Here is a 25,898-nt window from a genome sequence, read left to right as displayed (position 1 = left end):
AGTCAGGGAGAGGGATTAACGCTTGTCTCGATTTCTATGAAACTCAAATCTTCGGTGATCTCGCCGATTAGTGAGTAATACCTGAGTGCTTTGTGGAAAAGTATTTTTTCTGATTGGGGCAGTTCTTCACCCGAAGCTCTTTCCAGAACGGGAAGAGGGTCGACGTGGGTTCCGTTGATTTTGATGCCGAAGTGCAGGTGAGGTCCTGTCGAAAGGCCTGTTGAACCGACAAATCCTATTACTTGACCTTGTTCGACCCTTTTGCCTTTGACGACGCCGTCTGCGATTCTGCTCAAATGATAGTATTCGCTTTCTATTCCGCCTGAATGCTGGATTCTGACTGCAATTCCCGCTTCTCCAGCCCACCCCGAAAGGGAGACTGTCCCTCCTGATACGGCGGAAACAGGCGTGCCTGTCGGGGCTGAATAATCCACGCCTCTGTGAGCCCTCGTGTAATGTAGAATGGGGTGGAATCTCGCGGGAGAAAAATGAGAGGATATTCTCGTGTATGAAACAGGGGATGATAAAAACTTTCTCTCGGAACTCTGTCCGTCGCGGCTGAAGTGCGAAAATCTTGAGTGCGAATATAAATAGGCGTCGCCGAAAGTCTTGCTTCCCCAGTATATTCCTGAAAATATAGGAGTTCTGCCTATCAGCTCTCCATCCAAATATTTTTTGAAGACGAGTATTTCGAATGAGTCTCCGACGCGGGAGCTGAAGGTGAAATCAGCCTGGTATTGTAGTAGGTTGCAGAAGGTGGCGGCGAGGTCGTCGTTTCCCCCCGCTTTTATAATGCCTTGCCAAAGTGAGGGGCTTTCTTGGTCTATCTTTCCCCTTATGAGCAAAGGAACGTATGTCACGGCAACTTCAACCGTCTCTCCCTTCCACCCGGATTCTGTTTTGAAAACCCGGTATATTTGGTCTTCTCTTCTCTTGAAGAGCATGTCAGTCACGGTGTCATTGTCTATGTAGACAAAAAGGGTCTCACCGGGCCTGCACAGATCTGTCCTGAAAAGGCTGTTGAAAACGAGGGATACTTCTCCTGAATTTATGTATGGGGGAGATGACCTCGAAATCAGCGAAGAGAGGTATTCTCCCGAGTCCAGAACCGCGACGACGGTCTCTGAGACCGCCGCGTCCCGAAAAGCCGAGCTGTCTTCCATGAGAGGAATTTCCACCCTCTTGCTGTCGGTGCAGGAAAAAAGAGCCGCTGATAGGGCTAACGTTAAAAATCTTTTCATTTTCCCAGCAGCAACCTCAAAGCGAGGCTTTTAGGGAGGCCGCTTGTCGATACAGCTTTGAAAGCCGACATGTAGTCGTACTCGAAACGCTTGAAGGTCAGTTTGTCCGAAGAAGAGTCAAAAACCACAAAACCCGGCATTTTGTTTTCGTCTCGGGGTTGACCCGCGCTCCCGACGTTGACTATACAACGGCAATTTCTGCCAAGCTCCAGTTCCGTTTCTTCTCTCATCCGCAAAAGCCTCATTTTTTCGTTTTGAAAAAAAACCATCGGTATATGAGTGTGTCCTATGAAAATTATATCAAAATTATTTTCTTTTGTCTTTTTGATTTCGTCCGACGCATCTTCAGAATCTGAAATGTAGGTCCATTTTTCCGGAGATGAATAAGAGCTGTGGGAATAAGCGATGTGCCAGCCGTCGATGACTTCTTGTTCTGTCATTTTCCATTCTGATATTGTCTTTAGTTTTTCTGGTTTCAGAACTTTTCGAGTCCAAGACAGCGATTTTCTGGCGTCCGGGTTGAAATATTCATCTGATATCTTTCCCAGAACGGCCGCGTCATGGTTTCCGAGGAGTTTTAAGTCTGATAGACTCTCGACCTCGTCCACGCATTCGTTTGGGAAAGCGCAGTAATCAACCGCGTCTCCAAGAAAAATGATTTTGTCGGGGGAAACGGATGAAATCTGTTTTTTGAGTTCTTCAAAAGCGTGAAGGTTGCCGTGGATGTCGGAAAATATCGCCGCTTTTATTTTTCCCTCGCGACCGCTTCGAGGATTCCGTTTATAAAAGAAGAAGCCTTTGAGCCGCAGAATTCTTTACCGAGCTTTATTGCTTCGTCCATCGCAACAGCGACCGGAACCTCTGGGTAGAAAAATATTTCGGCTATGGACAACCTCAGGATCTGCCTCTCAACGAGACCCACCCTTTCAATGTTCCAGTTCTTTGAATTGCTTTTTATGCACTTGTCGATTTTTTCGAGATTATTTTTTATTTTTTTGATTTTATCCTCAAGCCAGGCAATGTCTTCACCGTTGAGAGCTTTGCAGTAGAAGTCGAAAAAAAGACTGTCGTCTTCTTCACAGAATTCGTCCCTATAGAGTTTTTTGATTATCAGTTTTCTCAGATAGTGAAGACTCTGCAAAGGTCATTCCAGTGCCGAATAAAGGTTCGCCATTTCGAGAGCGGACAGGGCTCCGTCGAAACCTTTGTTGCCGGACTTGATCCCGGATCTGTCGAGAGCCTGCTCCTGTGTGTCTGCGGTTATTATTGCGTATATGACCGGAACTTTGGACGATATGCCGACAGAAGCCACGCCCTTTGAGACTTCGGCCGCCACGTAATCAAAGTGAGGAGTGTCTCCTCTTATGACGGATCCCAGACAGATCACGGCGTCGTATTTGCCCGAAAAGGCGGTGATTTTCGCAACCGCCGGAATCTCAAAGGCTCCGGGCACCCAAATGACGTGTATATCTTCCTCGTTGACGTCGTGCCTTCGAAGAGCGTCGAGCGCTCCATCGATAAGGCGGGCGGTCACTGTGGAGTTGAACCGAGAAACTACCAAAGCGAATTTCTTGTCTTTTCCTGAATATTTGCCTTCCCTGACAATGGGCATTCAGACCTCCTTTAAAATGTGTCCAAGTTTTTCTTTTTTTGTCCTCAGGTAATTCAAATTTTTATCGTTGGGCGGTATTTCAAGCGGCACTCTTTCAGTTATGGTAAGGCCGAAACTCGAAAGACCTATAAGTTTTTTCGGGTTGTTCGTCATGATTTTTATTTTGGACAGGCCTAGATCCGAGAGTATTTGGGCTCCGATTCCGTAGTCTCTTTCATCTGCTTTGAAGCCCAAGCATAGGTTCGCTTCGACAGTGTCCAGCCCTTTTTCCTGAAGAGAATAGGCTTTGATTTTGTTGACCAAACCTATCCCCCTTCCTTCCTGCCTCATGTATAGTATGACCCCTTTACCCTCTTTTTCTATCAATTTCATGGCGGCGTGAAGCTGATCGCCGCAGTCGCATTTGAGCGATCCGAGAATATCTCCGGTAAAACATTCTGAATGAACCCTGACGAGAACACTCTCGTCTTTCTCGAATTTTCCTTTGACGAGAGCGGCGTGAACATCTGAGTTTATTTGTGTCTCGTAGAGTATCAGTTCGAAATCTCCCCATTTCGTAGGAAGGTGGGCTTCGGCACTTCGGTGAATGAGTTTTTCCTTTTTTGTTCTGTAGGAGATGAGATCTTTTATAGTGATTATCTTCAATCCGAATTCCTCGGAAATTTTTTCCAGCTCCGGAAGCCTTGCCATGGAACCGTCTTCGGCGAGGATTTCACAGAGAACACCTACCGGATACACACCCGCCAAATTCGCAAGATCGACGATTGCTTCAGTGTGACCCGCCCTTCTCATCACGCCGCCTTTTTTAGCCCTGAGAGGGAATACGTGACCCGGCATGACGAAGTCGGCTGAGGTTGAAGCGGTTGAAGCGAGAAGGTTTATTGTTTTAGCCCGGTCTTTGGCGCTGATGCCGGTTGTCACTCCGTGAGAAGCATCAACAGATACCCCGAAAGCTGTTTGAAGAGGCGCGGTGTTGTTTTGGGTCATCATGGGAATACCCAGATCGTTCATCCTCTGCTCAGTCATGGAGACGCAGAGAAGACCGCGTGCATGCCTTGTTATGAAGTTTATGTCCTGGGGCGTCGCCTTTTCAGCGGCGATAACCATGTCGCCCTCGTTTTCTCTGTCCTCGTCGTCGACGACGATGACTATTTTACCTTTCCTTATGTCATCCAATGCTTCTTCTATGGTGTGGATCATTTCGTTCCTCCATGTGTCAAAGGCATATAGTCTCTCTCTATGTTGACATACTGCCCTGGCCGTGCGTGTTTAAGGTTTGTGCTGCGGAACGTCTCTTCAATTACTATGATGTCTATTGACAAATGTTTTTTTGATCGGACGGTCAGGCTGATTCCGTCAACGGCGACGTAACCTTTGACAGCGATGCCGCTGAGGAAGTTTTTCGGGATGTGTATTTCGAGGGTCGAGTTTCCGGGGGATCTCAGAAACTTCAGGATTCTTCCTGTGGTCTCGACGTGTCCCTGAACAAAGTGACCTCCGACCCTTGAGTTCACCCGCAGAGCTCTTTCAAGGTTGATGACAGCGCCGGGCCGGCAATGTTTGATCTTTGTCGTGTTGAAGGTGGAAAGCGAGACCTGCGAACGGAAAATGCCGGGGTTGATTTCGGTGACTGTCAGGCAAGTCCCGTCAATGCTGACTGAGTCGCCTATTTTTAGATCTGAAAGCACCTTTTCACAAGAGACCGCTATGTCCCAGAATTGGCCGCGCCTTTCGATTTTTTTCAAAACGCCGGTTTCCTCTATGATGCCTGTAAACAGCCGTCCTCCAGAATTTTAATTTTGTTGCGAAGATTTTTATATACTATCAGAAAATCTTCGTCGAGTGGTTGAACTCTTTTTCTTGCAAGGTTTAAGCGGTCTTCAAGAGAAAACAATTCGTTTGACATCTTCAAACCTTCCCCGAGAAAATAAGGGGCGATAAAATGGTAGACGTAATCGAACAATTCCTCCCTTATGAAAGATGAAGCTAAAACCGGACCTCCTTCTACGAGAAGAGAGATTATCTTATGTTTACAATAAAGTATGTTCAATATGTTCTTGAGGTTGAAATCTTTGGGGGACAACTTTTCGGCTTTGGGCAGATCTCTTTCAGATGAGGTGAAGACGATGTGGTTTCCATCGGCGAAAATTTTTTTGTCCCCGGGAATTCTAAGACTTTTGTCTAAGACAACCCTCAGGGGGTCCTTTTGTCGAAGAATCCTTGCGGTCAGCTGAGGATCGTCTTCCAAGATGGTTTTGGTTCCGACGGTGACCGCTGCGTGGAGAGAACGCAGTCTTCTGCCTTGATGTCTCGCCTTTTCGCCTGTTATCCATTTTGAAACGCCTTTCCTGTCACGGACGAAACCGTCGGCGGAGGTGGCGAATTTAATTGAAACAAGAGGTCTTTTGAAAATACGGCTGACAAAATAGCTTTCGTTCACGTCGAAAGCCTCTTCAGCGCAGATTCCCGAAGATACGTCTATGCCTGCCTTTTGGAGTTGTTTCGCTCCTTTTCCGTTGACTTCTTCGTTTGGATCCTTGAGAGAATAGACGACCCTTTTTACCTTGGATTCAATTATTATGTCGGTGCAGGGAGGATTTCTCCCCCAATGACAGCAAGGTTCGAGGTTGACGTAAAGTGTCGATCCCGCCGCTTCTCTTCCGGCTTTAATCAGAGCCGCCCTTTCGGCGTGAAGGGTTCCCTGACCCTTGTGAAAAGCCTTTGAAATTATCCTGTCGTTTTTTACTAAAAGGCATGCCACGGTAGGATTCGGCGCAACAGCCCTGTCTTTGCCCCTGGCGATGTCGATAGCTTTTTTGATGTAGATAATGTCTTTGTATTTGGACATGGAAGTATTATCGCAAAAACAGCTTTATCTTACAAGAGGCAGATTCAGATTGAAAGGCTTATAAAGGGTCTGTTGGGGATTTGCCTTTTAAATATTTTTGAAACAGACGGTTTGGTTCTATTGTCGAGACAGGTATATATGCCTCTCCGTCGTTGTTTTCGTCCCAGAAAAAGTCGAACTTCAGGATGACCGAAACCAGAAGTTTTATGGACATTGAATTCTGGACGGTTTTAGCCCCTTTTAACGATCCGGGGCTGTTTACCTGCGTGGGCGGCATAACCGGAGAAGGACCAAAAAATCCCTCATGGCCCGTCTCTCCGAGGGACAAGAGAGACGGGCGAGGAAGTAGGAGGGTCAGGAACATAAAAATCACAAATATTTTCATTTTGTTTCCCGCGAGGTATACACATCCGGATTTATTCCGAGTTCTCTGTTTCCTGGTTCGAGCTGGTAAGCCCAGTCGAAAACAATTTCGTCGCCGTTTGTTTCGCGGACGAATATTTTGGCGTAGTTGTCGGTTCTCGTCCATATTATGTAGACGTGGTTGGGTATTGCGACGGCATCTCCGGTAGGAGACCAACCCTGCGTCGGAGCGTAAGAGATTTCATCGAAACAGCGGACCCAGCCCATATCTTGAATGTCTGTGTTGAGGTCTGCGCAGACTATGTAGCCTTGTCCGTTGTAGACCTCGTAGTAGATGTCGCATACAACTGATTGCGCGTCGCACACTGAATAAGACGAGAAATCCCAGCCGGCGAGAGAAGGGTCCAGGTAGATGTCGAGAATAGAAGCATAATAACCCTCCGGCCTGGGTGTGTCGTATATCAGGTAGTTTGTCAGAGGTCCTTCTTCACCGTATCCATTTACCGCGGAGACGGCGTAAAAATATGTGACGCCGTTTGATACGGCATAGTCTATAAAACATTCAAAAGGGGTTTCTGCGATCAATTCGTAAAATCCTGACTGGGTGTATGACCTGTAAATCCTGTAAAAATCGATGTCTGATTCCGTGTTTGGATCCCAGTACAAACGTATTTCGCCGTCTCCCGTCACGGTGAAAGCGTTTTGAACCATAGACGGCCTTTGACTACAGCCCATTGACAAAAGCGCTAGAACTGGCAGCATATACATTTTCTTCATATTTTTCCTCCAAAAATGATGTTTGCATATATCATGCCAAATAGAACAACCTGCTCTATGATATGAATTTGCGCACTGTACAGAAAATTATTGGATCGGAGTCATATAAAATTGCACAAAAAAAGTGCGTTTGGGAGTCTGAATGTCTTCAGCAGGACTTCAGCTTTTCTAAACTTTGGGAGATGTCCGCTGATTTGACGAGGTACGAGCCCGAGACGAGGTTTTCTATACCGAATTTTTTTGCGATGGGTGCGGTTTTGTCGTTTATTCCTCCGTCTATGAATAATTCGATTCTTTTCTTTTTTGTTATCTCCAAAGCCTTTTCAGCGGCTTTGTCGATGAATTTTTGACCTCCAAATCCGGGGTTGACGCTCATAATAAGGACAAAATCTAAAAGGTGCAGAAAAGGGAAAATCTTGTCAACAGGTGTCCCGGGGTTTATCGCCATTCCTGGGCGAATCGAGTTTTTTCTCAACATAGAGGATATGCGCTCGTGGGCAGCCTCGATTTCGACGTGCCAGGAAATGTAGTCTGGATGGCACCTGAGAAACCATTGGGCTGTTTCTTCGGGGCGGTCGGTCATGAGGTGGACGTCGAGAGGAAGATCTGTGAAATTTTTGATCTGGCATGCGAGGTCCGGTCCAAAAGTCAGGTTCGGAACGAAATGCCCATCCATGACGTCGAAATGGAAAAAATCGACTCCGGAGGTTTCGAGATTTTTTATGACATTTCCGAGATCGAGAAGATCTGAAGAAATAAGAGAAGCGCCTACTCTGATCATCTTATGCCGCCAGGGATAAAAAAGAGAGAATGCCCAGAGACGGGTAAAAAAAGAGTTCAGCCCGGCGTTTTCTCCCGATTCTGTATATTAAAAGAATTTTAACTGTCGCCAGAAAGACAAAGAGTATCAGGCAAACAACCGACACTACAGCGCATACAGTCAGAAACTGGAAAAATGCGTTGAAGATTCCTGCAAAAAGCAGCGCGAAAAATACGAGAACCCAAAATGCTTTTTCGCCTTTTTTCTTTTCTTCAGCGTACCTCAGTGCGATGACGGACAGCGCGATGACAGCTGTCCTGATCAGACGGTTTTTAAGGTTTGGAGTCAGTTGAAAAGTTCCCGAGAGAAGGAATATGAGGAGAAAGGCTACGCCGGCAAGCCTGAGAACCAGCGAGAACTCCCTGGGATATTTCATTTTTTTATTTCCCTGGTTCTCGCTTCAATGTCCTTCTTTTTCGCCTTAATAAGCGAAGACAAGCCGAAACCCTCTATGGCGAAAGACGCTGCTGCCGCGCCCCTTTTTAGAGATGACTTCATGTTTTTCCAACCTACGGGGGTATCGATTTCGCATCTTATTGTGGTCGAAGCCAAATAACCCATCAGACCGCCGGCGAAACAATCTCCAGCGCCGGTGGTGTCGACGACCTGAGCGTGTTCGTATATTCCGCAGTTTTTAAAATTTTCTTTTGAAAAGACCAGAGCTCCGTGTTTTCCCCTTTTTAAGACAACGTATTTAAGCCCGATGTCGAACAAATCCATCAAAGCCGATATTTCGGATTGTTTACCTGTCAGATGAACCAGTTCCTGGTCGTTTATTATGAGAAGATCGACCTTTGATACAGCTTCCATAAGGGCGTCGCGAAATCCGTCTATCCAGTAATTCATGGTGTCGAGGGCTTTGAAAGATGTTTTATTTGTCTGGGAGATCACTTCAAGCTGTAATTCCGGGGATATGTTGCCAAGAAATACGTAGGGCGCTTTTTTAGCTGATGACGTCAGCAGGGGCTTGAAGTTTTCAAAAACTCCGAGGTCGGTGTAAAGGGTCTGTCTGAAATCGAGATCCTCGTCGTATTTTCCCCACCAGCGGAAAGTTCTCCCCCTGGCGATAGAGAAGTTGGACCCGTCAATTTTCCTGCCGCCGCCCCATGCTTCCGAAAAGGGGGGAAAGTCGTCTCCCACTATTCCGAGGGGGATCACCTTTACGTAAAGAGCGGCTGAGCTTACAAAATAAGAAAGTGAGCCCCCTGGGATGTCCTTGAATTTTCCCTTGCTGTTTTCAATGGTGTCGAGTGCGACTGAACCGACAGCGAGGATTTCATTCATCTATAATTGCCCTGATACTGTCTTCGTAAGCGAGCGCTTTTTCGTCAATGAACTGCCAGTCAAGATGATCCTCTGCCACATCGAATATGTCCATGGGTTGGCTTGACTGCTCAAGAAGCCTGACAGCTAATGAGACCTGTTCGTCAGATTTCAGAGCTTCGTAGTATCTGCTATCCGGTCCGAACAAAGAAGTCGCTATTGTCACCCTGAGATGGGAAATAATGTTTTTGCGTACATTTTCCGGCGTCGTCTCGTCAATGTATATGCCTGAGTCCGCCGATAGAGCGTAAAAATCTTCCATGTCCTTTTCCGTGAGGACAAAATCAACTCCAAGAGAGGAATGCTCGAGTGAATACTCGGTGGCGTAAGTGAAATAAACTCCTTTTGTGGAAAGGGCGATTTCATCGTCGGTCAAAAGGGAAGCGTAGTAAAGGAAGTCAGGGTATATCCCGCCTCCTCCCCATACTTCTCTTTTCAGAGAACCCAAAGTCGTGTAAGGGCCTGAATCTGCGAGGGAGACGTTGTCTTCAACTTGCTGTCTCGTCCTTGAATGTCCTGCGTCTATAAGCCTGCCCGATGGAGTATAGTATCTGCTTGTGGTCAGTTTTATCGCTCCCCTAACACCCCGGTCAAGAGGGAAAATGTTCTGAACGGAGCCTTTTCCATAAGTCCTGGAGCCAATAATCAGCCCTCTATCGTGGTCTTGAATTGCGCCGGCGACAATTTCCGAAGCTGAAGCGCTGCTGAAGTTGACAAGAACAATCAAAGGCGCGTTTAAAGCCAAGGGCTCGTTCTGAGAGAAAAACCTGTCGCTTCCGATTCTTCCCTTGGTGACAACCACAGTCGCCCCTTTCGGCAAAAACACGTTGGAAATGACAATCGCCTCTCTGAGCAACCCTCCGGGGTTTCCCCTGAGGTCGAGGATGAATTTTTTTGCTCCTCTTTCCATCAAATCCCGAACAGCGTCGGAGACTTCCAAACCCGCGTCGTTGTAAAAATTTGAGAGCTTGATGTAACCGATATCTGTTCCTTTTATTATTTCTGAGTAAGGAACCGATTTGAGGTGGATGATTTCCCTGACGATTGTTATGTCGACGGGTTCTGTCTGCCCTGGGTGAAGTATTTTGACCTCGACCTCAGTTCCGGGTATTCCTCTCAGTTTATTCACCGCTTCGTCTACAGTTATCCCCTCTGTCTTTTCTCCGTTGATCTCTAGAATCTGATCGCCGGCTAACAACCCGGCTCTCTCGGCTGGGGTGTTGTCCATAGGCGCTATCACAGTCAGGACTTCTCCTCTGAGGCCTATCTCTATGCCGAGACCGCCGAAATTTCCAGAGGTGTTTTCCTGCATTCTCGCGTACTCAACCGAATCGTAATACACGCTGTAAGGGTCGAGCACGTCGAGCATGCCCTTGACGGAAGACTCTATGAGGTCTCTCGACTGGACGTCTATAACGTAATTTGAAAGTATCATGTCCAGGGATTGTGAAAAGTATTCAAGGTCTTCTCTGATGTTTCCCGGAGGAGAAGTGTGCGTTCTGGCAAAGATGCCGAAAGTAGCTCCCGCGAAAGAACTCAGAAGAGAACATACAAAAATGATAATAAAAAGCTGTTTTCGCGACATATGAATCCCCCTTGAATTTCCTGTGGTTGTCATTTTAAAAATTTGGAAATTTCTTATGGATAGTTTTTACTATCAACCTGTGTATTTCCTCTGGTTGAAGATTTGCGTCCACCACCACTATCCTGTCGGAATGTTTTCTAGCCAAGGTTTTGTAACCACCGCGCACCCTAATGTGAAAATCTATATTTTCTTTCTCAATCCTGTCTTTTTTCAGACCTTTTCTTTCCAGACCGCTTCCGGGGTCGAAGTCCAGCAGAAAAGTCAAGTTAGGGTTAATGCCTCTCGTCGCGATCATGTTGAGGTCGTCAATGAGGGCTTCTGGCAGTCCGCGTCCGTAAACTTGGTAAGCCACCGTCGAGTCGGCGTACCTGTCGGATATGACAATCCTTCCGGCTTTTAGGGAAGGGATGATGACTTTCTCGGTGTTTTCTACTCTGCTGGCGATGTACAAAAAAAGTTCGGTGTAGTTCGATACGTCAAATTTGTTCTGCAGAAGTATGTCACGGATTTTTGAGCCGACTTCCGTTCCCCCGGGTTCTTTTGTGACCGTGCAGAGATTGTCGCTGCCTTCGAAATAAGATTTCAACATCAATATCTGCGTCGTTTTTCCGCTGCCTTCGACGCCTTCGAAAGATATAAAGAGAGGCATTTGAAAAGTTATTTTTTGCCGGAGCGCTTTTCCGGTTTTTTGTCCTTGTTGGTTTTATCTGAATATTTCCTTATAAAATCCTCAGTTTTATCTCTGCATATACTGTCAGGATACTGCTTCGGAGGAGATTTCATGAAATAAGAGGCCGGTTCAGTCAGAGGTCCGGCTATTCCGTTGTCTTTGGCGAGTTTGATGCACCTCACCGCGTCTATGACGACTCCGGCGGAATTTGGGGAGTCCCATACTTCCAGTTTGGCCTCGAGGTTGAGAGGGACGTCGCCGAAAGTCTTGCCTTCCATCCTGATATAGCACCATTTCCTGTCTTTCAGCCAAGGTATGTAGTCTGAAGGTCCGATGTGGATATCTTCTTCGTTCATCTTGAAAGGCAACAGGGAAGTTACGGCTTGGGTCTTTGAAATTTTTTTGGATTCGAGCCTTTCTCTCTCGAGCATGTTGAGAAAGTCAGTATTTCCGCCGACGTTGAGCTGGTATGTCTTTTCAAGTTTAACCGCTCTGTCGATAAACAGCTGAGTGAGAATTCTGTGCGTTATTGTTGCGCCGACCTGGCTTTTTATGTCGTCGCCTATAATCGGCTGTCCGGCTTCCACGAATCTTTTAGACCAGTATTCGGAAGTAGCTATGAAGACCGGTATTGCGTTGACCATTCCAGCGCCTGCCGCGAGAATCTGCTCTACGTACCATTTTGTGGCTTCTTCGGACCCGACGGGCAGGTAGTTGATGACTACGTCTGTTCCCGTGTCTTTGATGATTTTCAAGACATCGTCTGAAGGACCTGGCGCCTTTTTGATCATGTCTTTCAGATATTTTCCTATTCCGTCATGGGTCATTCCCCTGTGTACTTTGACTCCGAGGTTGGGGACGTCGGTGAACTTGTAAGTGTTGTTGGGAAATGAGAATATAGCCTGAGAAAGGTCTTTTCCAACTTTGCCTTCAACTACGTCGAAAGCGCAGGAAAATTCAATGTCTCTTATGTGGTATCCGCCTAGATTTACGTGCATAATCCCAGGTACAGAATCTTTTTCCCGGGTGTTTCTATAATAATAAACACCTTGCACCAGTGAAGAAGCGCAGTTCCCGACTCCTATGATTCCGACCCTGACTTTCTTATCAGCCATTTTTACCTCCTGAAAAATTCCTCCATATTGAATAAAACCTTTGAATGCAAGTGATCCCGACTAAAAACAAAAAAACTGCCATTCCCCAGAAAATGGTCTTTTTTCCGATAATAGCTATCAACGCCGTGAAAATAACCCTTTCCGGTCTGGCGAAAAAAGCATTTTTCGCGTCGTTTTCAAGACCTTCCGCTCTCGCTCTGAGGTAACTTGTCAGCAATGAGCCAAATAATACACCAAATAGAATCAAAATAAAAGAATTTTTATCGGTAGGTGAAGCCGTGAAATAAAAAGGTTCGGTGTACAAAGACCAGTAAGCGAACGAACCCAGAGTGATGAATTCGCCCAGTCGGTCGACCGCCGAATCGAGAAAAGCGCCTCTTGTAGAAACTCTTGAAGTCGCTCTGGCGAGTTCACCGTCCAGCGTGTCGAAAAGGCCTGAAAAAAGAAGCATTATTCCGCCAAACAGAAAATTGCCACTGGCGATAAAGAAAGCTGAAACAGCTGTCATCAAAAGCCCTATGATTGTCAGCGAGTCCGGTGTCAAATGCAGAAACTTCATAAGAGAGACCACCGGTCTCACCACTTTTCTGAAACTTTCGGCCGTGTTTTTCGTTATCAAATTACTTTCCTCCGATTACAAGGACTATTTCGCCTTTGACCACGTGGTTTGAAAATTTTTGGGCGATATCCCAGGGTTTTCCAAGCAGAAGCTCTTCGTTTATTTTTGTCATCTCTCTGGCTATGAATATTTCCCTTTCCGGGAACCTTTGGGCTATTTCATCCAAGGTTTTGGAGATTCTCATCGGAGATTCAAAAATAACCGAAGGGACACTCGATTCAGAAATCGCAAGTATTTTTTTCTCTCTCTTGGATTTCTTTCGTGGAAGGAAACCGAAAAACATGAATTCTTCCGCTCGGAATCCAGAGACGCACAACGCCGCAGTCACGCTTGAAGGTCCGGGTACAGGTATGATTCTTATTCCCTCTTCGGAACATCTCCTTACGAGAGAGTATCCGGGATCGGAGACAACCGGGGTTCCGGCGTCGCTGACTAAAGCCACCGACTTGGATTCTGACATATACAAAATCAATTTTTCTGTTCTGTAATTTTTATTTTCCTCGTTGAAGGATACGAGTTTTTTTCTTATTCCATAGTGATTCAGCAAAATAGATGTCCTGCGAGTGTCCTCGCAGGCTACAATGTCGACTTCAGACAGAATCCTTACGGCTCTGTAAGTAATGTCTTCCAAATTGCCGATGGGAGTGGAGACTACGTAAAGAGAACCGCGGTTCATTCTTTGAAAGCCAGAGAACTTTTTTCGAAAAACCCGATGGATTTAAGAGCGAACCTGTATTCGTGGATGGCTTGCTGGATTATGTTTTCAGTTTCAATGTCCCCGATTATGGAGGAAAAAGAGGTTTTTACCAAGTCGAACCACACCACGAAAGCCCTGACCAATTCTTTTGGAGTGGTGACGATTGAACCTTCAATTGTAATGTTTTCGAAGGTTGTCGAATCCATGAAAGAAAATTGCTCTTTCACCCTGTTGTAACTTGTCTCAGCGGTGTTAACCACTATCGTCTTCCCGAGGATATCCGAAAATTTCGAGAAAGTGCTGTTTATGGAGCTGAAAAAAAGTGCTATCTGGGCGGGTGAGGCTTGAACTTCCTTGTCGTCTGTCTTGCAGAGGTATCCCTCTATTCGGATGTTGCCTTTTTTGTTTTTGAAATTTTCCTCTAACTGAATGATGAATTCCGGCCAGCTTGACTGGGTCGATGTCTTCGAGGCATAGTAGCCTTTTACTATTTCGCCGTTTATGATTTTCAGATAATTATGCTCGATGTCGAAGGCGTATTCGAGAAAACCGGTGAAATTTATGGAGAAAAACTTCGAGATCAACGTCTCTTTGTTGCTGATTATCTTTTCCACCTTCTCCCAGCCGATAGCGCTGAATACGGGTTTTCTCGTCGCGGATATCAGAATGAAAAGCAGGAGTTCTTCGGGTACCTCGTAAAAATTTACTATTCCCATCATGGATTTTTTCGCCCTGTCGACTACTTCCGAGATGCCTATGACGGATTTTTTTTCATGGGAAAACGTTATAGCGTTGTAAGGTTCCCCGTTTTTTACGAGGAGCAGATCTATCGATTCAGGGTAAATTATTGAAATGTAACCTGATATTTTATAGGCTCTCTCCTGTTTGGAAGCATTTAGAACTTTGTCGAAATCCACAAAACTCAACTTGGTGTTTTCTATTATTAGATTGCCCTTGGGGAATTTCAACTCAGTATCCTAAGATAGTAATGTTTCCCTGGTTGTTCGTTATATCTACCTTTGTCCCTCCGTCTCTCAGCGTAAAGGTGTAAAGACCTTGTTCGGTTGAGGAGTTCTGGAGGATTTGTTCAAAACCGGATATCGTGAAATTTCCCTGAGCGAGTTTCACCGATAAATCAGCGCAAAGAGACAAGGGCAGTAAAACGGTTATGTTTCCTTGGCCGGATTCTATCAGAAGGGCGTCGGTGTTTCTCATGCTCCACCTTAGATTTATGTTGCCTTTTCCCAACTTGAGTTCGACTGTTCCATTTCCGCCAGCCATGTTAATATTTCCGTTTTCGACGTTGCAGAAAACTTTGGAGAAAATCTCGTGAATATCTATGTTTCCCGATCCGGAAAAAGCGTGGATTTCAGTGCTGGGAAGGACGTGGCAAATAAAACTTACCTGGCAGCTCACGTCTTCGGGAAAACCTTCTGAAGTTCCCGAGAACGAGTAAGAAAGCTTTCCTTCGGAGGTGTCAAATTCGATTTCGGCGTAATCTAAAAGTACAAGAGCGGAATCAGGATTTATGTTTCGGATTGTCTTGACGATTTCAACGAATAGCGTATCGTCGCTAACTATATGTATGTTTCCGGATTCAGTGCTGAGAAAGATGGAAGGAAAATAATCGTCGAAATATTTTCTGTCAATGTTCTCGGCGCCGTCGGATAGGGGGGTTGATCTTCCGGAGAAAACCAAAAACCACAGAAGAACTCCGCAGAGGATTCTCTTCATCGAACTTGCTCCTTTATGATTTACAAACTCAACTATTTACTCTTTTCGCAATCAATTGTATCTTTCATTATAACCTCTTATCGGATTAAAATAAAGTGAAGACAGCATTTATTATCCCTTTGCAGAGATTAAAAGCTGCAGGCACGGACGTGGATAGTCTGTTGAAGGCGATACGGCTTCGCGGAGAAGTATTCAAGGCCGAAGACATCTCGGCGAAAGAGGATTTTTCCTGCCAAGAACTGAGAACGGGCATAATCGAAAATATTATGCCATTTTTCGACAGTGTGACTTTGTTGGGGAACGACGGCTGTATCCCTTTTTTCAGGATTGAAAACCCCGCTACAGATTCCGACAGCCATGTCCTTTCTGACAATCCATACGGATGCAGGGACGGGGAATTTCTCGTGCCGGATTTCCCCGTATCGAGGATACCCTCGGATGAAAAAGACGCTGATTTTATTGTCAAATTCATTGAGAAAGAGCGAAAGCATTTAGAGATAGGCGACAAGAGAGGCGTTTCAGCCAAAGAATGGGAGAAAGCTTCCCTGGAGGTTTACAAAACGGTCGACAGCGGCAATCCGCTTGTCCTTTCCCCACCTGTGGAAAGAGGAGATTTGGAGAGAGAAATTGTGTCTTCGAGCGAGGCTCTTCTGTATTTCAACGTCCATGGAGACAAAAAAACAAATCTCTGGTATGGACAAGAAGCATCTTATTATCCTGTTCTCATGAGTTCTTCAGACATCACGGGAGCTGAAAACAGCGTAGTTGCAACCGAAGCTTGCTATGGAGCTCTCACGGATAAAAGGGGTCATAAAGACAGTATGCCCATGGCATTTCTGAAAAAAGGCGCAAGAGCTTACGTCGGCTCCACGACAATTTCTTATGGACCTAAACAGCCACCGAACCAAGAAGCGGATCTCATAGTGAAATATTTTCTGCAGTATTTCATGAAAGAAATTCCTCTGGCTCAATCACTAAAAAACGCAAAAACCGATTTTTCGAGGAAAATGATTAGAACCCAGGGCTATCTCGACGAAGACGACAAAAAAACTCTTTTGCAATTTGTCGCCTACGGCATGGCTGGAGAAAAGTATGTCTTGTGAAGGAGCGTTATTCGGATGAAAAACAGTGAATTGCTGAAAAGGATCCTCAACAAAATGCCGGAGCTTTCTGATTCGGAGCACGAAGTCAAGGAAATAGATGCTACCCCGGATATCCAGCTCAACAAAAAACTCGGAATAGGACTTCCGAAGGGAAAACCCGGAAAGATGAAGGTTTTCACGTTCATGACCAAGATTTCTTTGGGAGACGAAGAAAACCAGAAAATAACAAGGGTGACGATCGATGATCAGGGATCAATTTTAAAAGTCACTCAAAGCAAATAGGACTCACCGGGGTTTCATAACTGCGTAGGGGATTATAATTTCGTCCGTTGAAATTCCGCCATGTTGAAAAGTGTTCATGTAGTCTTTTGTATATTGTTCGGGGTTTGTGGGATAGACGAGAAATGAATCATGAACAGCGATCACGTAATTTGAATTTTTCCTGTGTGAAGGAAGCCCCCAGGAATAGGGGTCTGTTATTACTACTGCTCTTTCTCTGTGTTTGTCAATAACCCCTAGCTTTTCTCCGTATTTGTACCTCAAGTTCGAAGATACTTCGCCCTGTGCGTTTTTGAGTATCGAAGGAGACTTAACCTGAATTGAACCGTGGTCGGTCGTGACTACTATTGTGGCGCCTAGTTCACCGGCTTTTATCATTGCCTGCATAAGAGGGGAGTTTTCGAACCAGGTAATAGCGGCACTCTTAAGGGCGGTTTCGTCCGGAATCATTTCTTCGAGTATCGGATTACGCGAAATCGAATGGGATAAAATATCGACAAAATCTACAACGACCGCTGAAAATTTGGTTTTTACTGTTTTCTGAATTTCAGACAGGAAATTGATTTCTCCATTTTTGTTGAGGATTTTTTTGTATGAAATGTCTTGGTCCTTAAACCCCCTGACGTCTCTGAAAAAAGAGAGGAGGAAATCTTTTTCGAATTTGTTCTGGTGAGGCTGTTCTAGTATTTTCAAAAATTCAGGAAATTTCAGGACTGTCTCCTGCGGAGTCATGCCGGAGAAAAGCGAGTTTCTTGAATAAGGAGTCGCCGAAGGCAGGATGGAAAAATAATGGCTTGTGCTGATGGAAAAATATTTTTCGAGGAATTTTGAAATTTCCTTCCACTGGTCAGATCTCATACAGTCAATTATTATCAGAAGCAGAGGAGAAGGATCCTCCAAGACGGGTAAAAGGACATTCCTCATAAATGTGTGCGACATCACGGAAAAGGTGTCTTGGTTTATCATGTCTTTGTAGTTTTTTTGGAAAAATGAAGACAGCCCGATATTCGCCTCTTTTCTTATATCGGAATGTATTTCACGCAAAAGAGAATCGGAACTTTCCAGAAGTCTCAGCGTCCAGGCGTTGATTTTTTTCGTGACTTCTATCCATACCAAAGGGTCTTCGCTTTCGATCTGCGATTTAAGAGTCTTGAGCTCTTCGGTGTATCTCGGTGGAATTCTCGTGTCCATAAGCCTGGATCTTTCGAGGAACTTTTTGCAGACTGCTATGAGCTGGCTCGGATGAACAGGCTTTACGACATAATCATCTGCCTTGAGGGCAATGCTCTCGTCCACGGTTATTTCATCTTCGCTCTTCGTTATCATTACGACCGGAAGGGCGGGTTTAAGGCTTTTTATGTCGTCTAAAACGCTTATGCCGTCTTTTCCGGGCATCATAACGTCGAGAAACACCAAATCGAAAGATTCCCTTTCAATCATTGAAACCGCGTCGTGACCGTTGTTGGCGGTTGTCACTCCGTAGTTTTGCTTTTGGAGGAGTTTGATGTGTGGTTCAAAGAGTTCAACTTCGTCGTCAATCCATATAATTTTGTATTTTGATGGCATTTTTTTCCTTTCGTTTTGATTAAGTTTAAAGTCTGCACGAGACTAGCGCAAGATCTTGTTTTGCCTTGAAAGGGCAATTATGATATAAAAAAAGTGCTTGAAAGGGGGGGATATGAAAATCGCTTTGAATTTCAGCATTATCCTTATCTTGGCCGGAGTTCTTTTTTGGCTTTCCAACTTTGGTTATCTCAGTTTTAAAAGGGATTGGCCCGTGGCTCTAGTGGTGTTGGGCCTTGATCTGTTCATAATTACCTTGATCGGGATAATAAAGAAGAAAAAGGTAAAGAAGAGTCAAACAACCAAAGATTCTGAAACGGAGGGGAAATGAAGAAACTTTTTACGTCTGTTCTGCCTTTAGCGACTTTGGTCGTGTTCATCCATGGCTGTTGCGGTTCGTGTGATATTGGAGAAAAGATTTCCGAGCGGGTTGGGGAGGAAATCGGCGAACAGATAACAGAAGAGATTACAGGAGATGATGTTGATATTTCCGACGGAAGCATAACGATACAAGATTCGACAGGTTCGTATCATTATTCAAGCGAAGTCGATCTGGACGAATACGACATTCACGAAGATTTGATATACCCCGGAGGAAAACCGAAGAGCGTCATGCACTCCGGAGACGACGAATTTGACCATTACTCCCTGGTTTTCGAAACAGAAGACAGCCCCAAAAAAGCCATTGAATACTACAAAAACCTCAGTGGATACGAAGTGCTTGGTGAGACGGCGAGTGACGGTTCTTTTTTTGTTGAGATCAACCAAGAAGACTTAAACGTCACCGTAGCTACAAACCACGAAGAAGGCGTAACGCTGGTTACAGTCGTCTACGTTGAGGAAAAATAGCGGATTCTCTCTTTAGAAAGGAATTGAAAAACAGGAAACAGGTCTTTGGGGAAGGGTGAGAAAAATTTTACATTCACCCCTTCCCTTGGGTGTCTGAAAGAAAGCCTTGCGGCGTGAAGCACCTGTCTTGAAGCCAGTTTTTTTATGGTCTGGATCTGGGAAGACCACTTTACTGAAACTCCTTTTGGATATACGTTTGTTCCGCCGTAATCTCTGTCTCCAACGACAGAATGGCCTATATGCTTCATGTGGACTCTAATCTGGTGGGTTCTGCCTGTTTCAAGTCTGCAGAGCAGTAAAGACACGGCTCCGTAGCAGACCAGGGTTTTGAAATGAGTTTTCGCTTCTTTAGAAAGGTAAGAAGTCACCGCCATTTTTTTTCTGTCCACTCTACTCCTGCCTATCGGTGCTTCGACAAAACCGGTCTTTTGCGGCTCTCCCCAGACGAGGGCGAGATACTCTCTACTCATCTCCCTTGACGATATCTGTTGCTGTAAATTTCTGTAGGAACTTTCTGTTTTCGCGGTGACCATGAGACCGGAGGTGTCCTTGTCGAGTCTGTGGACAATCCCTGGCCTGTAATCGTCTGATCCGGCTTTTGTCAGAGAGGAGTGAAACAGCAGAGCATTGACAAGAGTACCTTCCCTGTTGCCTTTGGCTGGGTGGACAACTATGCCGGGTTGTTTGTCTATGACAATGATGTCTTCGTCTTCGTAGACAATTTTTATTTCTATTTCCTGGGGTTCGAGCGACATGACAGGTTCTTTTGGAAAGGTCACGGTGAGCAGATCTCCTCTTTTGACGAAATGATGCGGTGTGGTAATTTTTACGCCGTTGACTTGAACAAACCCTTGTTCAATGAGCTTTTTGAGCCTTGATCGGCTAGTAGGCGCTCCTGAAGCCGAAAGGTATGAATCAAGACGGACCTTTTGTCTGTGGGTGTCGACAGTTTTGGAGAAGATGTTGCCGTTTAGCATTTAAGCGGGATGCCGAGAGAGTTCAGTGCTTCATCCTGAGCCTTGAATACTGGAGGCATTGCTTTGGTGACCATGTCTAAAAGAGAGGAAAATTCTTTTCTTGTGATCGTGTATCCTTCTGCGGAAGACTGTATTTCAACTATGTCAAGGTCTTTTGTGAAAACGAAATTCGCGTCAAAATCCGCCGAGCTGTCTTCGGAATAATCGAGGTCGACGAGCGGCTTGTTCTGCCAGAAGCCGGCACTGACAGCTCCAATCTGCCTTATAACCGGATCGGATTTCAGCCTGTGCAGAGTTTTCTGGTTTTCAACAGCCATGACAAGCGCGACCCACGAACCGGTTATGGAAGCGGTTCTTGTTCCACCGTCAGCCTGAATGACGTCGCAGTCGATGGTGTAAGTATTCTGGGGAAGAGATTTGACGTCAATAGCAGCACGCAGAGACCTTCCTATGAGCCTGCCTATTTCCAGAGATCTCGAATTGGAATACATGCGTTCTCTCTTGACTCTCTGAGGGGATGATCCGGGAAGCATGCCGTATTCGGCAGAAAGCCACCCGTGACCTTTCCCTTTGAGCCAAGCCGGAACGCCTTCGGAAATCGAGACCGAACAGCAGACCCAAGTGTCTCCGTATTTGCAAAGACACGAGCCCGGTACGTTTTTTTGATAAGGCGCGATTATTTCAATTTTTCTTGCGGAATCTGATGACCGGGCTTGAAATCTTTGCATATTTTAAAATCCCGAAGCCGCGGCGTCAGTTTCACATATTGAAACAAGCCATTTGGAAGCGTTTTCCGCGTCTTGAGAATCTATCATTTCGCTGGGAGAGTGAATGTATCTCGCCGGAATAGAAATACAGCCCGAGTGAATTCCCGATTTTGTCAAGTGGAAAGCTCCGGCGTCGGTTCCTCCGTAGACGAGTATTTCATTCTGGAAAGGTATGTTTCTCTTTTCAGCGGTGCTCTTCATGAATTTTTTCATCTTTTCTGTGACGACGATTGAGGCGTCCATCACTTTTAGACCGGGTCCTTTTCCCAGTTCAACAGACATGACGAATCCTTTGGGTGTGTCGCCGGTGCCTGTGACATCGACCGCTATTGCGAGGTCCGGATCTATCGCGTAAGCTGAAGTCTTCGCGCCCCTCAAGCCCACTTCTTCTTGGACGGTGAAGACGAAATACAAATCGTTTGCGGGTTTCTTGATTTTTTTGAGAGCGTCGACGATTACAGCGCAAGCTATTCTGTCGTCCATGGCTTTTGATATCCATCTCTGTCCATTGACCGAGAAAGCCTGGGAAAAACCCGCTTTAGCGCCAATCTCGATCTTTCCCGCGGCGTCTTTTTTGTCTTTGGCGCCTATGTCAATAAACATTTTCGAAAGTGGAGGGACCGATCCTGGAGTTATGTCTCTTGTCTCGCTTCCGACCGCTCCCTGGGTGCCGTCTTCAAAGACCACTCTCTGACCGACTGCTATGAGAGGATAAACACCTCCCACCGGGGCGAACCTCAGGAAACCCCTTTCGTCGATATAGTTAACTATAACTCCGATTTCGTCCATGTGCGCCGCTACGAGAATTTTTTTCCCAGGACCTTTTTTCCGTACTATCAGGTTCCCGAGGCTGTCCGTTCTTATTTCATCGGCGTATTGCTTTACTTCTTCTTCTATCAGCTTGCGAATTTTGTTTTCGCTTCCTGAAGGACCGTAAGCCTGGGTGAATTTTTCTGCGATATCTCTCATCTTAATCTCCTCTTTTCTAAAATGATTTTGCTATCACCGGCATAATACTTTCGACCAGCTTGAGAGTTTCCCTGTAGTCGGAAAGTGACGAAATAGAAACAGGCGAATGAATGTATCTCGCCGGGACGCTGATTATCGCGCTCGGAATTCCTTTTCTCGATACGTGAATTCTTCCCGCGTCTGTGCCTCCGACCTGCGGTTGTTTGAACTGATACTTGATCTTGTTTTCTTTCGCTGTCTTCTCTATGAGGTCGAGCATTTTCTTTCCGACGAAAATCGATCGGTCTGAAATCGTCACCACCGGTCCTTTGCCGAGAGAGGGGTATTGCGGCAGATCGATTTCGTCATCGTCGGGAGGAAAGTCAGCCGCGCCTGTTCCTTCGAGAATTAACGCCGCTTTAGGGTCAAGTCTCTCGCCCAAGACACCTGCGCCTCTGAGTCCAACTTCTTCCTGAACAGTGAATACGACGAAAAGGTCAAAAGGATACTCTTCTTTCTTTTTTAGTATGTCCATCAAAAGAGAACAGCCTATTCTGTCGTCGAAAGCTTTTCCCTTTATTCTGTCTTTTGTCAAAAAACCAAACTTTGTGTCAAAGGTCAAAAAGTCTCCTACGGAAACTTTCGCCTTGGACGCCTTTTCATTTTCCGCTCCAATGTCAATTACGAGGGTTGAAACAGAGGGAACTGAGTCGTTTTTTTTCTTCATCAAATGAGGCGGAGGCCAGCATATAATGCCGGGTATCGATTTATCGCCTATGAGGACTCTTTTCGCCGGAAGCACTCGAGGGTCTACGCCCCCTGACGGAGTGAAATGGATAAAACCGTCCTTATCTATGCTCTCGACGATAAAACCGACTTCGTCCATGTGAGCCGCCATGAGCAGCCTCTGCGATTTGTCCTTTCCTTTTACGAAGCAAATGAGATTCCCCAGGGCGTCGGTTTCCACGGAAGACACGTATTTGGAAACGGTGTCTTTAATGAACTTCCTCACGTTGTGCTCATAACCGGCGACACCGCATAAATTTGAAAGTTTTTCAAGGTACATTGCCTACTCCTTTTCCTCTTTTTCCGGAATGTCTATGTCGAGGTCGGAAATTTCAATTTCTTTGACAAGAGACGAGAGAAGTCTTGACGCACGTTCCACGTCTTTACCCGAAATGGTTTCCACCGGCGAATGCATTGATCTGACGGGAGCGGATACGACAATGCAGGGGATGCCGTTTTTAACGAGCTGTATAGTGTAGGCGTCCGTTCCTGTTCCGTAAGGAGCTATTTCGCAAGAAAAAGGAATTTCTTCGTATTCGCATATTTTTTTCGCTTTGGACAGAACCCCCCTGTGAATGTTGGGCCCTACAGAGAGTGTTATGCCTTTTCCGAGATTGAAAGTCTCGGAATCCTTTAAACCCGGCAGGTTCCCGTGCGTGACGTCGAGCGCGACGGCAACGTCCGGGTTAATAATATTAGCAGAGCTCTTCGCGCCCAACCCTGTCCATTCTTCCTGAACAGTACCTACCGCGTAAAAGCTCCAGTCGGTTTCAGTCCTGTAAAGCCTTTCGAGAGCCATCACCAAAACGGCGACGCCGAATCTGTTGTCGATGGATTTGGATGAAAAATTATCTGAGAGTAGCTTGACGCTTTTCGCTTTGTAGGAAATGAAATCACCAACCGATATTTTAGACAGTATCTCCTTTTCATCCAAGCCGGTGTCTACGAACAGGGATTCCCATGTGTGTGGCTTTTTGGTCTCTTCCCCGGACATCAGATGAGGCGGCTTGGAGCCTATGAAGCCCTCGATTTCACCTTCGGAAGAATGTATTACAACTTCCTGTCCCAGCAGAATGGATCTGTCAACCCCTCCTACTTGATAGACTCGGAGAAATCCGCCTTTGAGTATTTTCGTCACGATTAACCCCACTTCGTCCATGTGGGCGGCGGCCATAATTTTCTTTTTACCTTTACCTTTTTTCACGGCAACTGCGTTCCCAATGTGGTCAATGTATGTTTCGTCGGAGAAAGAGCTCGCTTTTTCAATGAACATTTTCGCCACGGCGGATTCCATACCGGTTGGACCAGGGATCTCGCAAAATTCTTTAAGTCGTTCTTCGGTTTTTTTCATTAGCCCTCCTGACAATATGCTATGAAAGTTCGGTGACGCCGAACTTTTCCATTATTTGGTTGAGTTCTTCGTGTGAAAAAAATTCTATTACAATACGCCCTTTTTTACCCGACATTTTTATCTTCACGGGGTTGCCGATTTTTTCGGACATTTTGCTCTCGATGGAAGATATTTCAGGGTTTGAGTGAATTTTTTTCTGTTTCTTGATAGGTTTATGGGTTCTCTTTATTTCCTCGACGTAGTTTTCTGTGTCTCGCACGGAGAGATTCTTATCGACTATCCTCTGAGCCGCCACTATCATGAGTTTTTTCTCTTTAAGAGAAAGAATCGTCCTCGCGTGACCTGCTGATATGCCGGATTTTCTGACGAGCAGTTTGACCTCTTCCGGAAGATCGAGGAGCCGCATTGAGTTTGCAACAGTAGACCTGCTCTTGCCGACTCTTTGAGATATGTCTTGCTGGCTTAGGTGAAATTTGTTAGCCATTATGTGGTAGCCCTCTGCTTCTTCGATTGGATTGAGGTTCTCTCTCTGGAGGTTTTCAATCATCGATATTTCAAGCGCCTTCAAATCCGGGACGTCTTTCACGATTGCCGGTACTTTTTTCAAGCCAATTTTTTTCGCGGCTTCAAATCTTCTCTCGCCGCATATTATCTCGTAAGCGCCGTCGGATGAATGACGCACAATGAGAGGCTCGATTATACCGTCCGTTTTTATTGACTTTGAAAGTTCTTCAAGAGCTTCGTCGTCGAAATAAGTCCGGGGCTGAAACTTTCCTTTTTTTAAAATGTTTACGTCTAACTCGACGAGTTCGTCTTCTGAAGTCTTGAGAGAAGTTGCGGATCCTATAAGGGCGTCAAAACCTTTACCAAGTCTTTTTTTCATATTCAAGCCTTTCTCTTTTTAAAAACTCCAAAGCGAGAGAGACATAGTTTTTAGCCCCTGTAGATTCGGCGTCGTACAGGAGAATCGGTTTGCCGAAACTCGGAGCTTCCGCGAGCCTTATGTTTCTCGCAACATAGGTTGAAAACACGAGTTCCGGGAAATGTTCCCTTACCTCGTCCATTATTTCTTTGACCAGTTTCAACCTCGGGTCGACGAGGGTGAAAATAATGCCTTCTATAGCCAGCGAAGGGTTGAGCTCGCGGTTGATGAGCTGGTAAGTCCTCATCAATTTGCTCAATCCGTCTAAAGCGTAAAATTCCGGCTGCATTGTTATTAAAATGCTGTCGGCGGCGGCAAGGGCGTTGACTGTCAAAATACCGAGGGTCGGAGGGGTGTCGAGTATTATGTAGTCGTAAATGTCCCTTAGTTCTTTCAAAGCCTCTTTCAGAAAATCGTTCCTGTCGTTTTCCCCGGCCAATTCGACTTCCATCGCCGATAGGTGCTGTGAAGAAGGTATGAGGTGGAAGACCGGCAGATAGTCGAATTTTATTATGGTTTCAAGTGGGGCGTATTTTCCGGAAAATATATCGTAGAGGTTTTTTGCGAGGGCTGAGTCAACCCCGAGCCCTATAGTGGCGTTTGCCTGGGGGTCTGCGTCAATTATCAGAACCTTCTTTTCCGCGGCTGCTAATGACGCTCCGAGGTTCACAGCTGTTGTGGTTTTCGCCACGCCGCCTTTTTGATTGGTTATTGAAATTACTTTAGACAAAAAAACCGCCTTTAATCATTGACATTTATTATCACAAATGTTTTAATTTTGCCTTAAAAATTCTTCGGCGACAAGGGAAGTTCCGATAAACGGAGACAGTCCCCGCCGCTGTGATCGCGGACGAAGGCGAAAAAACCACTGGGCAATCCGGGAAGGTTCGCCAGAGGAAGATGCGAGAGTCAGAAGACCTGGCGCCGAAAGAATTTGAATTCGCGACGA

31 protein-coding genes and 1 riboswitch are annotated in these 25,898 nt (G+C 45.7%); of the genes, 4 read left to right on the top strand and 27 right to left on the bottom strand.

The window, feature by feature from the left end:
• Window positions 1-2 precede the first annotated feature (2 nt).
• The 19 genes from JXA84_02805 to JXA84_02715 all read right to left on the bottom strand — a co-directional run bounded on the left by JXA84_02805 (window position 3) and on the right by JXA84_02715 (window position 15,404).
• The gene (locus JXA84_02805; GenBank protein ID MBN1150133.1) at window positions 3-1,241 is read right to left on the bottom strand and encodes a M23 family metallopeptidase; all 1,239 of its coding nucleotides are present in this window, start codon (window positions 1,239-1,241) and stop codon (window positions 3-5) included.
• Complete coding sequence (locus JXA84_02800; protein MBN1150132.1) at window positions 1,238-2,053, bottom strand: metallophosphoesterase; 816 nt, start codon at window positions 2,051-2,053, stop codon at window positions 1,238-1,240. Before JXA84_02800 ends, JXA84_02805 begins: the two co-directional genes overlap by 4 nt.
• On the bottom strand, window positions 1,987-2,382 hold the full coding sequence (nusB, locus tag JXA84_02795; protein ID MBN1150131.1) for a transcription antitermination factor NusB: 396 nt from the start codon (window positions 2,380-2,382) through the stop codon (window positions 1,987-1,989). The genes JXA84_02800 and nusB overlap by 67 nt, the downstream gene beginning before the upstream one ends.
• Before the next feature lie 3 nt (window positions 2,383-2,385).
• Window positions 2,386-2,853, bottom strand: coding sequence for a 6,7-dimethyl-8-ribityllumazine synthase (locus tag JXA84_02790; protein MBN1150130.1), 468 nt, complete (start codon window positions 2,851-2,853; stop codon window positions 2,386-2,388).
• Window positions 2,854-4,053 carry a bifunctional 3,4-dihydroxy-2-butanone-4-phosphate synthase/GTP cyclohydrolase II gene (locus JXA84_02785; protein ID MBN1150129.1) on the bottom strand — a complete coding sequence of 400 codons (1,200 nt, stop codon included), beginning with the start codon at window positions 4,051-4,053 and terminating at the stop codon, window positions 2,854-2,856.
• Window positions 4,050-4,598, bottom strand: coding sequence for a riboflavin synthase (locus tag JXA84_02780; protein ID MBN1150128.1), 549 nt, complete (start codon window positions 4,596-4,598; stop codon window positions 4,050-4,052). The genes JXA84_02785 and JXA84_02780 overlap by 4 nt, the downstream gene beginning before the upstream one ends.
• Before the next feature lie 14 nt (window positions 4,599-4,612).
• On the bottom strand, window positions 4,613-5,701 hold the full coding sequence (ribD, locus tag JXA84_02775; protein ID MBN1150127.1) for a bifunctional diaminohydroxyphosphoribosylaminopyrimidine deaminase/5-amino-6-(5-phosphoribosylamino)uracil reductase RibD: 1,089 nt from the start codon (window positions 5,699-5,701) through the stop codon (window positions 4,613-4,615).
• A 58-nt stretch (window positions 5,702-5,759) separates the two neighbouring features.
• Window positions 5,760-6,086 (bottom strand): hypothetical protein, encoded by a 327-nt coding sequence (locus tag JXA84_02770; protein ID MBN1150126.1) that lies wholly within the window; start codon window positions 6,084-6,086, stop codon window positions 5,760-5,762.
• The gene (locus JXA84_02765; GenBank protein ID MBN1150125.1) at window positions 6,083-6,841 is read right to left on the bottom strand and encodes a hypothetical protein; all 759 of its coding nucleotides are present in this window, start codon (window positions 6,839-6,841) and stop codon (window positions 6,083-6,085) included. Before JXA84_02765 ends, JXA84_02770 begins: the two co-directional genes overlap by 4 nt.
• Window positions 6,842-6,989: 148 nt before the next feature.
• The gene (locus JXA84_02760; protein ID MBN1150124.1) at window positions 6,990-7,622 is read right to left on the bottom strand and encodes a ribulose-phosphate 3-epimerase; all 633 of its coding nucleotides are present in this window, start codon (window positions 7,620-7,622) and stop codon (window positions 6,990-6,992) included.
• A 1-nt stretch (window position 7,623) separates the two neighbouring features.
• Entirely contained in the window at window positions 7,624-8,037 is a 414-nt protein-coding gene (locus JXA84_02755) for a hypothetical protein (GenBank protein MBN1150123.1), read from the bottom strand.
• Window positions 8,034-8,945, bottom strand: coding sequence for a sugar kinase (locus JXA84_02750; GenBank protein MBN1150122.1), 912 nt, complete (start codon window positions 8,943-8,945; stop codon window positions 8,034-8,036). Before JXA84_02750 ends, JXA84_02755 begins: the two co-directional genes overlap by 4 nt.
• The gene (locus JXA84_02745) at window positions 8,938-10,569 is read right to left on the bottom strand and encodes a S41 family peptidase (GenBank protein MBN1150121.1); all 1,632 of its coding nucleotides are present in this window, start codon (window positions 10,567-10,569) and stop codon (window positions 8,938-8,940) included. Before JXA84_02745 ends, JXA84_02750 begins: the two co-directional genes overlap by 8 nt.
• A gap of 34 nt (window positions 10,570-10,603) precedes the next feature.
• Complete coding sequence (gene tmk, locus JXA84_02740) at window positions 10,604-11,218, bottom strand: dTMP kinase (protein MBN1150120.1); 615 nt, start codon at window positions 11,216-11,218, stop codon at window positions 10,604-10,606.
• Window positions 11,219-11,226: 8 nt separating this feature from the next.
• Window positions 11,227-12,354, bottom strand: coding sequence for an inositol-3-phosphate synthase (locus JXA84_02735; protein MBN1150119.1), 1,128 nt, complete (start codon window positions 12,352-12,354; stop codon window positions 11,227-11,229).
• The gene (locus JXA84_02730; protein ID MBN1150118.1) at window positions 12,347-12,973 is read right to left on the bottom strand and encodes a CDP-alcohol phosphatidyltransferase family protein; all 627 of its coding nucleotides are present in this window, start codon (window positions 12,971-12,973) and stop codon (window positions 12,347-12,349) included. The genes JXA84_02735 and JXA84_02730 overlap by 8 nt, the downstream gene beginning before the upstream one ends.
• A 1-nt stretch (window position 12,974) precedes the next feature.
• A complete protein-coding gene (rsmI, locus tag JXA84_02725; GenBank protein MBN1150117.1) occupies window positions 12,975-13,649 on the bottom strand; it encodes a 16S rRNA (cytidine(1402)-2'-O)-methyltransferase in 675 nt (224 codons plus the stop codon).
• Window positions 13,646-14,638 (bottom strand): hypothetical protein, encoded by a 993-nt coding sequence (locus JXA84_02720; protein MBN1150116.1) that lies wholly within the window; start codon window positions 14,636-14,638, stop codon window positions 13,646-13,648. Before JXA84_02720 ends, rsmI begins: the two co-directional genes overlap by 4 nt.
• Window position 14,639: 1 nt before the next feature.
• On the bottom strand, window positions 14,640-15,404 hold the full coding sequence (locus JXA84_02715) for a DUF4097 family beta strand repeat protein (GenBank protein MBN1150115.1): 765 nt from the start codon (window positions 15,402-15,404) through the stop codon (window positions 14,640-14,642).
• A 119-nt stretch (window positions 15,405-15,523) separates the two neighbouring features.
• Between JXA84_02715 and JXA84_02710 the strand changes: the two genes are divergently transcribed.
• Window positions 15,524-16,507: a hypothetical protein gene (locus tag JXA84_02710; GenBank protein ID MBN1150114.1), complete on the top strand. Its 984-nt coding sequence runs from the start codon at window positions 15,524-15,526 to the stop codon at window positions 16,505-16,507.
• Window positions 16,508-16,522: 15 nt separating this feature from the next.
• The gene (locus JXA84_02705; protein MBN1150113.1) at window positions 16,523-16,789 is read left to right on the top strand and encodes a hypothetical protein; all 267 of its coding nucleotides are present in this window, start codon (window positions 16,523-16,525) and stop codon (window positions 16,787-16,789) included.
• Window positions 16,790-16,792: 3 nt separating this feature from the next.
• On the opposite strand, the gene JXA84_02700 is transcribed toward JXA84_02705, so the two are convergent.
• Window positions 16,793-18,352 (bottom strand): response regulator, encoded by a 1,560-nt coding sequence (locus JXA84_02700; protein MBN1150112.1) that lies wholly within the window; start codon window positions 18,350-18,352, stop codon window positions 16,793-16,795.
• 112 nt (window positions 18,353-18,464) lie between these two features.
• On the opposite strand from JXA84_02700, the gene JXA84_02695 reads away from it, so the two are divergent.
• Window positions 18,465-18,680 (top strand): hypothetical protein, encoded by a 216-nt coding sequence (locus JXA84_02695; GenBank protein MBN1150111.1) that lies wholly within the window; start codon window positions 18,465-18,467, stop codon window positions 18,678-18,680.
• On the top strand, window positions 18,677-19,198 hold the full coding sequence (locus JXA84_02690; GenBank protein MBN1150110.1) for a hypothetical protein: 522 nt from the start codon (window positions 18,677-18,679) through the stop codon (window positions 19,196-19,198). Before JXA84_02695 ends, JXA84_02690 begins: the two co-directional genes overlap by 4 nt.
• Here the strand turns inward: JXA84_02690 and JXA84_02685 are convergent.
• The 7 genes from JXA84_02685 to JXA84_02655 are packed head-to-tail and all read right to left on the bottom strand — an operon-like array spanning window position 19,180 to window position 25,679.
• Window positions 19,180-20,175 carry an RluA family pseudouridine synthase gene (locus JXA84_02685; GenBank protein MBN1150109.1) on the bottom strand — a complete coding sequence of 332 codons (996 nt, stop codon included), beginning with the start codon at window positions 20,173-20,175 and terminating at the stop codon, window positions 19,180-19,182. The genes JXA84_02690 and JXA84_02685 overlap by 19 nt on opposite strands.
• Window positions 20,169-20,903, bottom strand: coding sequence for a ribonuclease PH (gene rph / locus JXA84_02680; GenBank protein MBN1150108.1), 735 nt, complete (start codon window positions 20,901-20,903; stop codon window positions 20,169-20,171). Before rph ends, JXA84_02685 begins: the two co-directional genes overlap by 7 nt.
• Before the next feature lie 3 nt (window positions 20,904-20,906).
• A complete protein-coding gene (locus tag JXA84_02675; GenBank protein MBN1150107.1) occupies window positions 20,907-21,911 on the bottom strand; it encodes a M42 family metallopeptidase in 1,005 nt (334 codons plus the stop codon).
• A gap of 16 nt (window positions 21,912-21,927) precedes the next feature.
• Window positions 21,928-22,956 carry a M42 family metallopeptidase gene (locus tag JXA84_02670; GenBank protein ID MBN1150106.1) on the bottom strand — a complete coding sequence of 343 codons (1,029 nt, stop codon included), beginning with the start codon at window positions 22,954-22,956 and terminating at the stop codon, window positions 21,928-21,930.
• Between the two features lie 3 nt (window positions 22,957-22,959).
• A complete protein-coding gene (locus JXA84_02665) occupies window positions 22,960-24,027 on the bottom strand; it encodes a M42 family peptidase (protein ID MBN1150105.1) in 1,068 nt (355 codons plus the stop codon).
• Window positions 24,028-24,046: 19 nt separating this feature from the next.
• The gene (locus JXA84_02660; protein MBN1150104.1) at window positions 24,047-24,916 is read right to left on the bottom strand and encodes a ParB/RepB/Spo0J family partition protein; all 870 of its coding nucleotides are present in this window, start codon (window positions 24,914-24,916) and stop codon (window positions 24,047-24,049) included.
• Window positions 24,891-25,679 (bottom strand): ParA family protein, encoded by a 789-nt coding sequence (locus JXA84_02655; GenBank protein ID MBN1150103.1) that lies wholly within the window; start codon window positions 25,677-25,679, stop codon window positions 24,891-24,893. Before JXA84_02655 ends, JXA84_02660 begins: the two co-directional genes overlap by 26 nt.
• Before the next feature lie 32 nt (window positions 25,680-25,711).
• Window positions 25,712-25,890: riboswitch (cobalamin riboswitch) on the top strand.
• Window positions 25,891-25,898: the final 8 nt, after the last annotated feature.

This window comes from candidate division WOR-3 bacterium, from assembly GCA_016926475.1.
Taxonomy (GTDB): domain Bacteria; phylum SDB-A; class SDB-A; order SDB-A; family SDB-A; genus JAFGIG01.
Note: the sequence above shows the minus strand (reverse complement) of the source record. Positions and strands in the feature narration are given on the sequence as shown.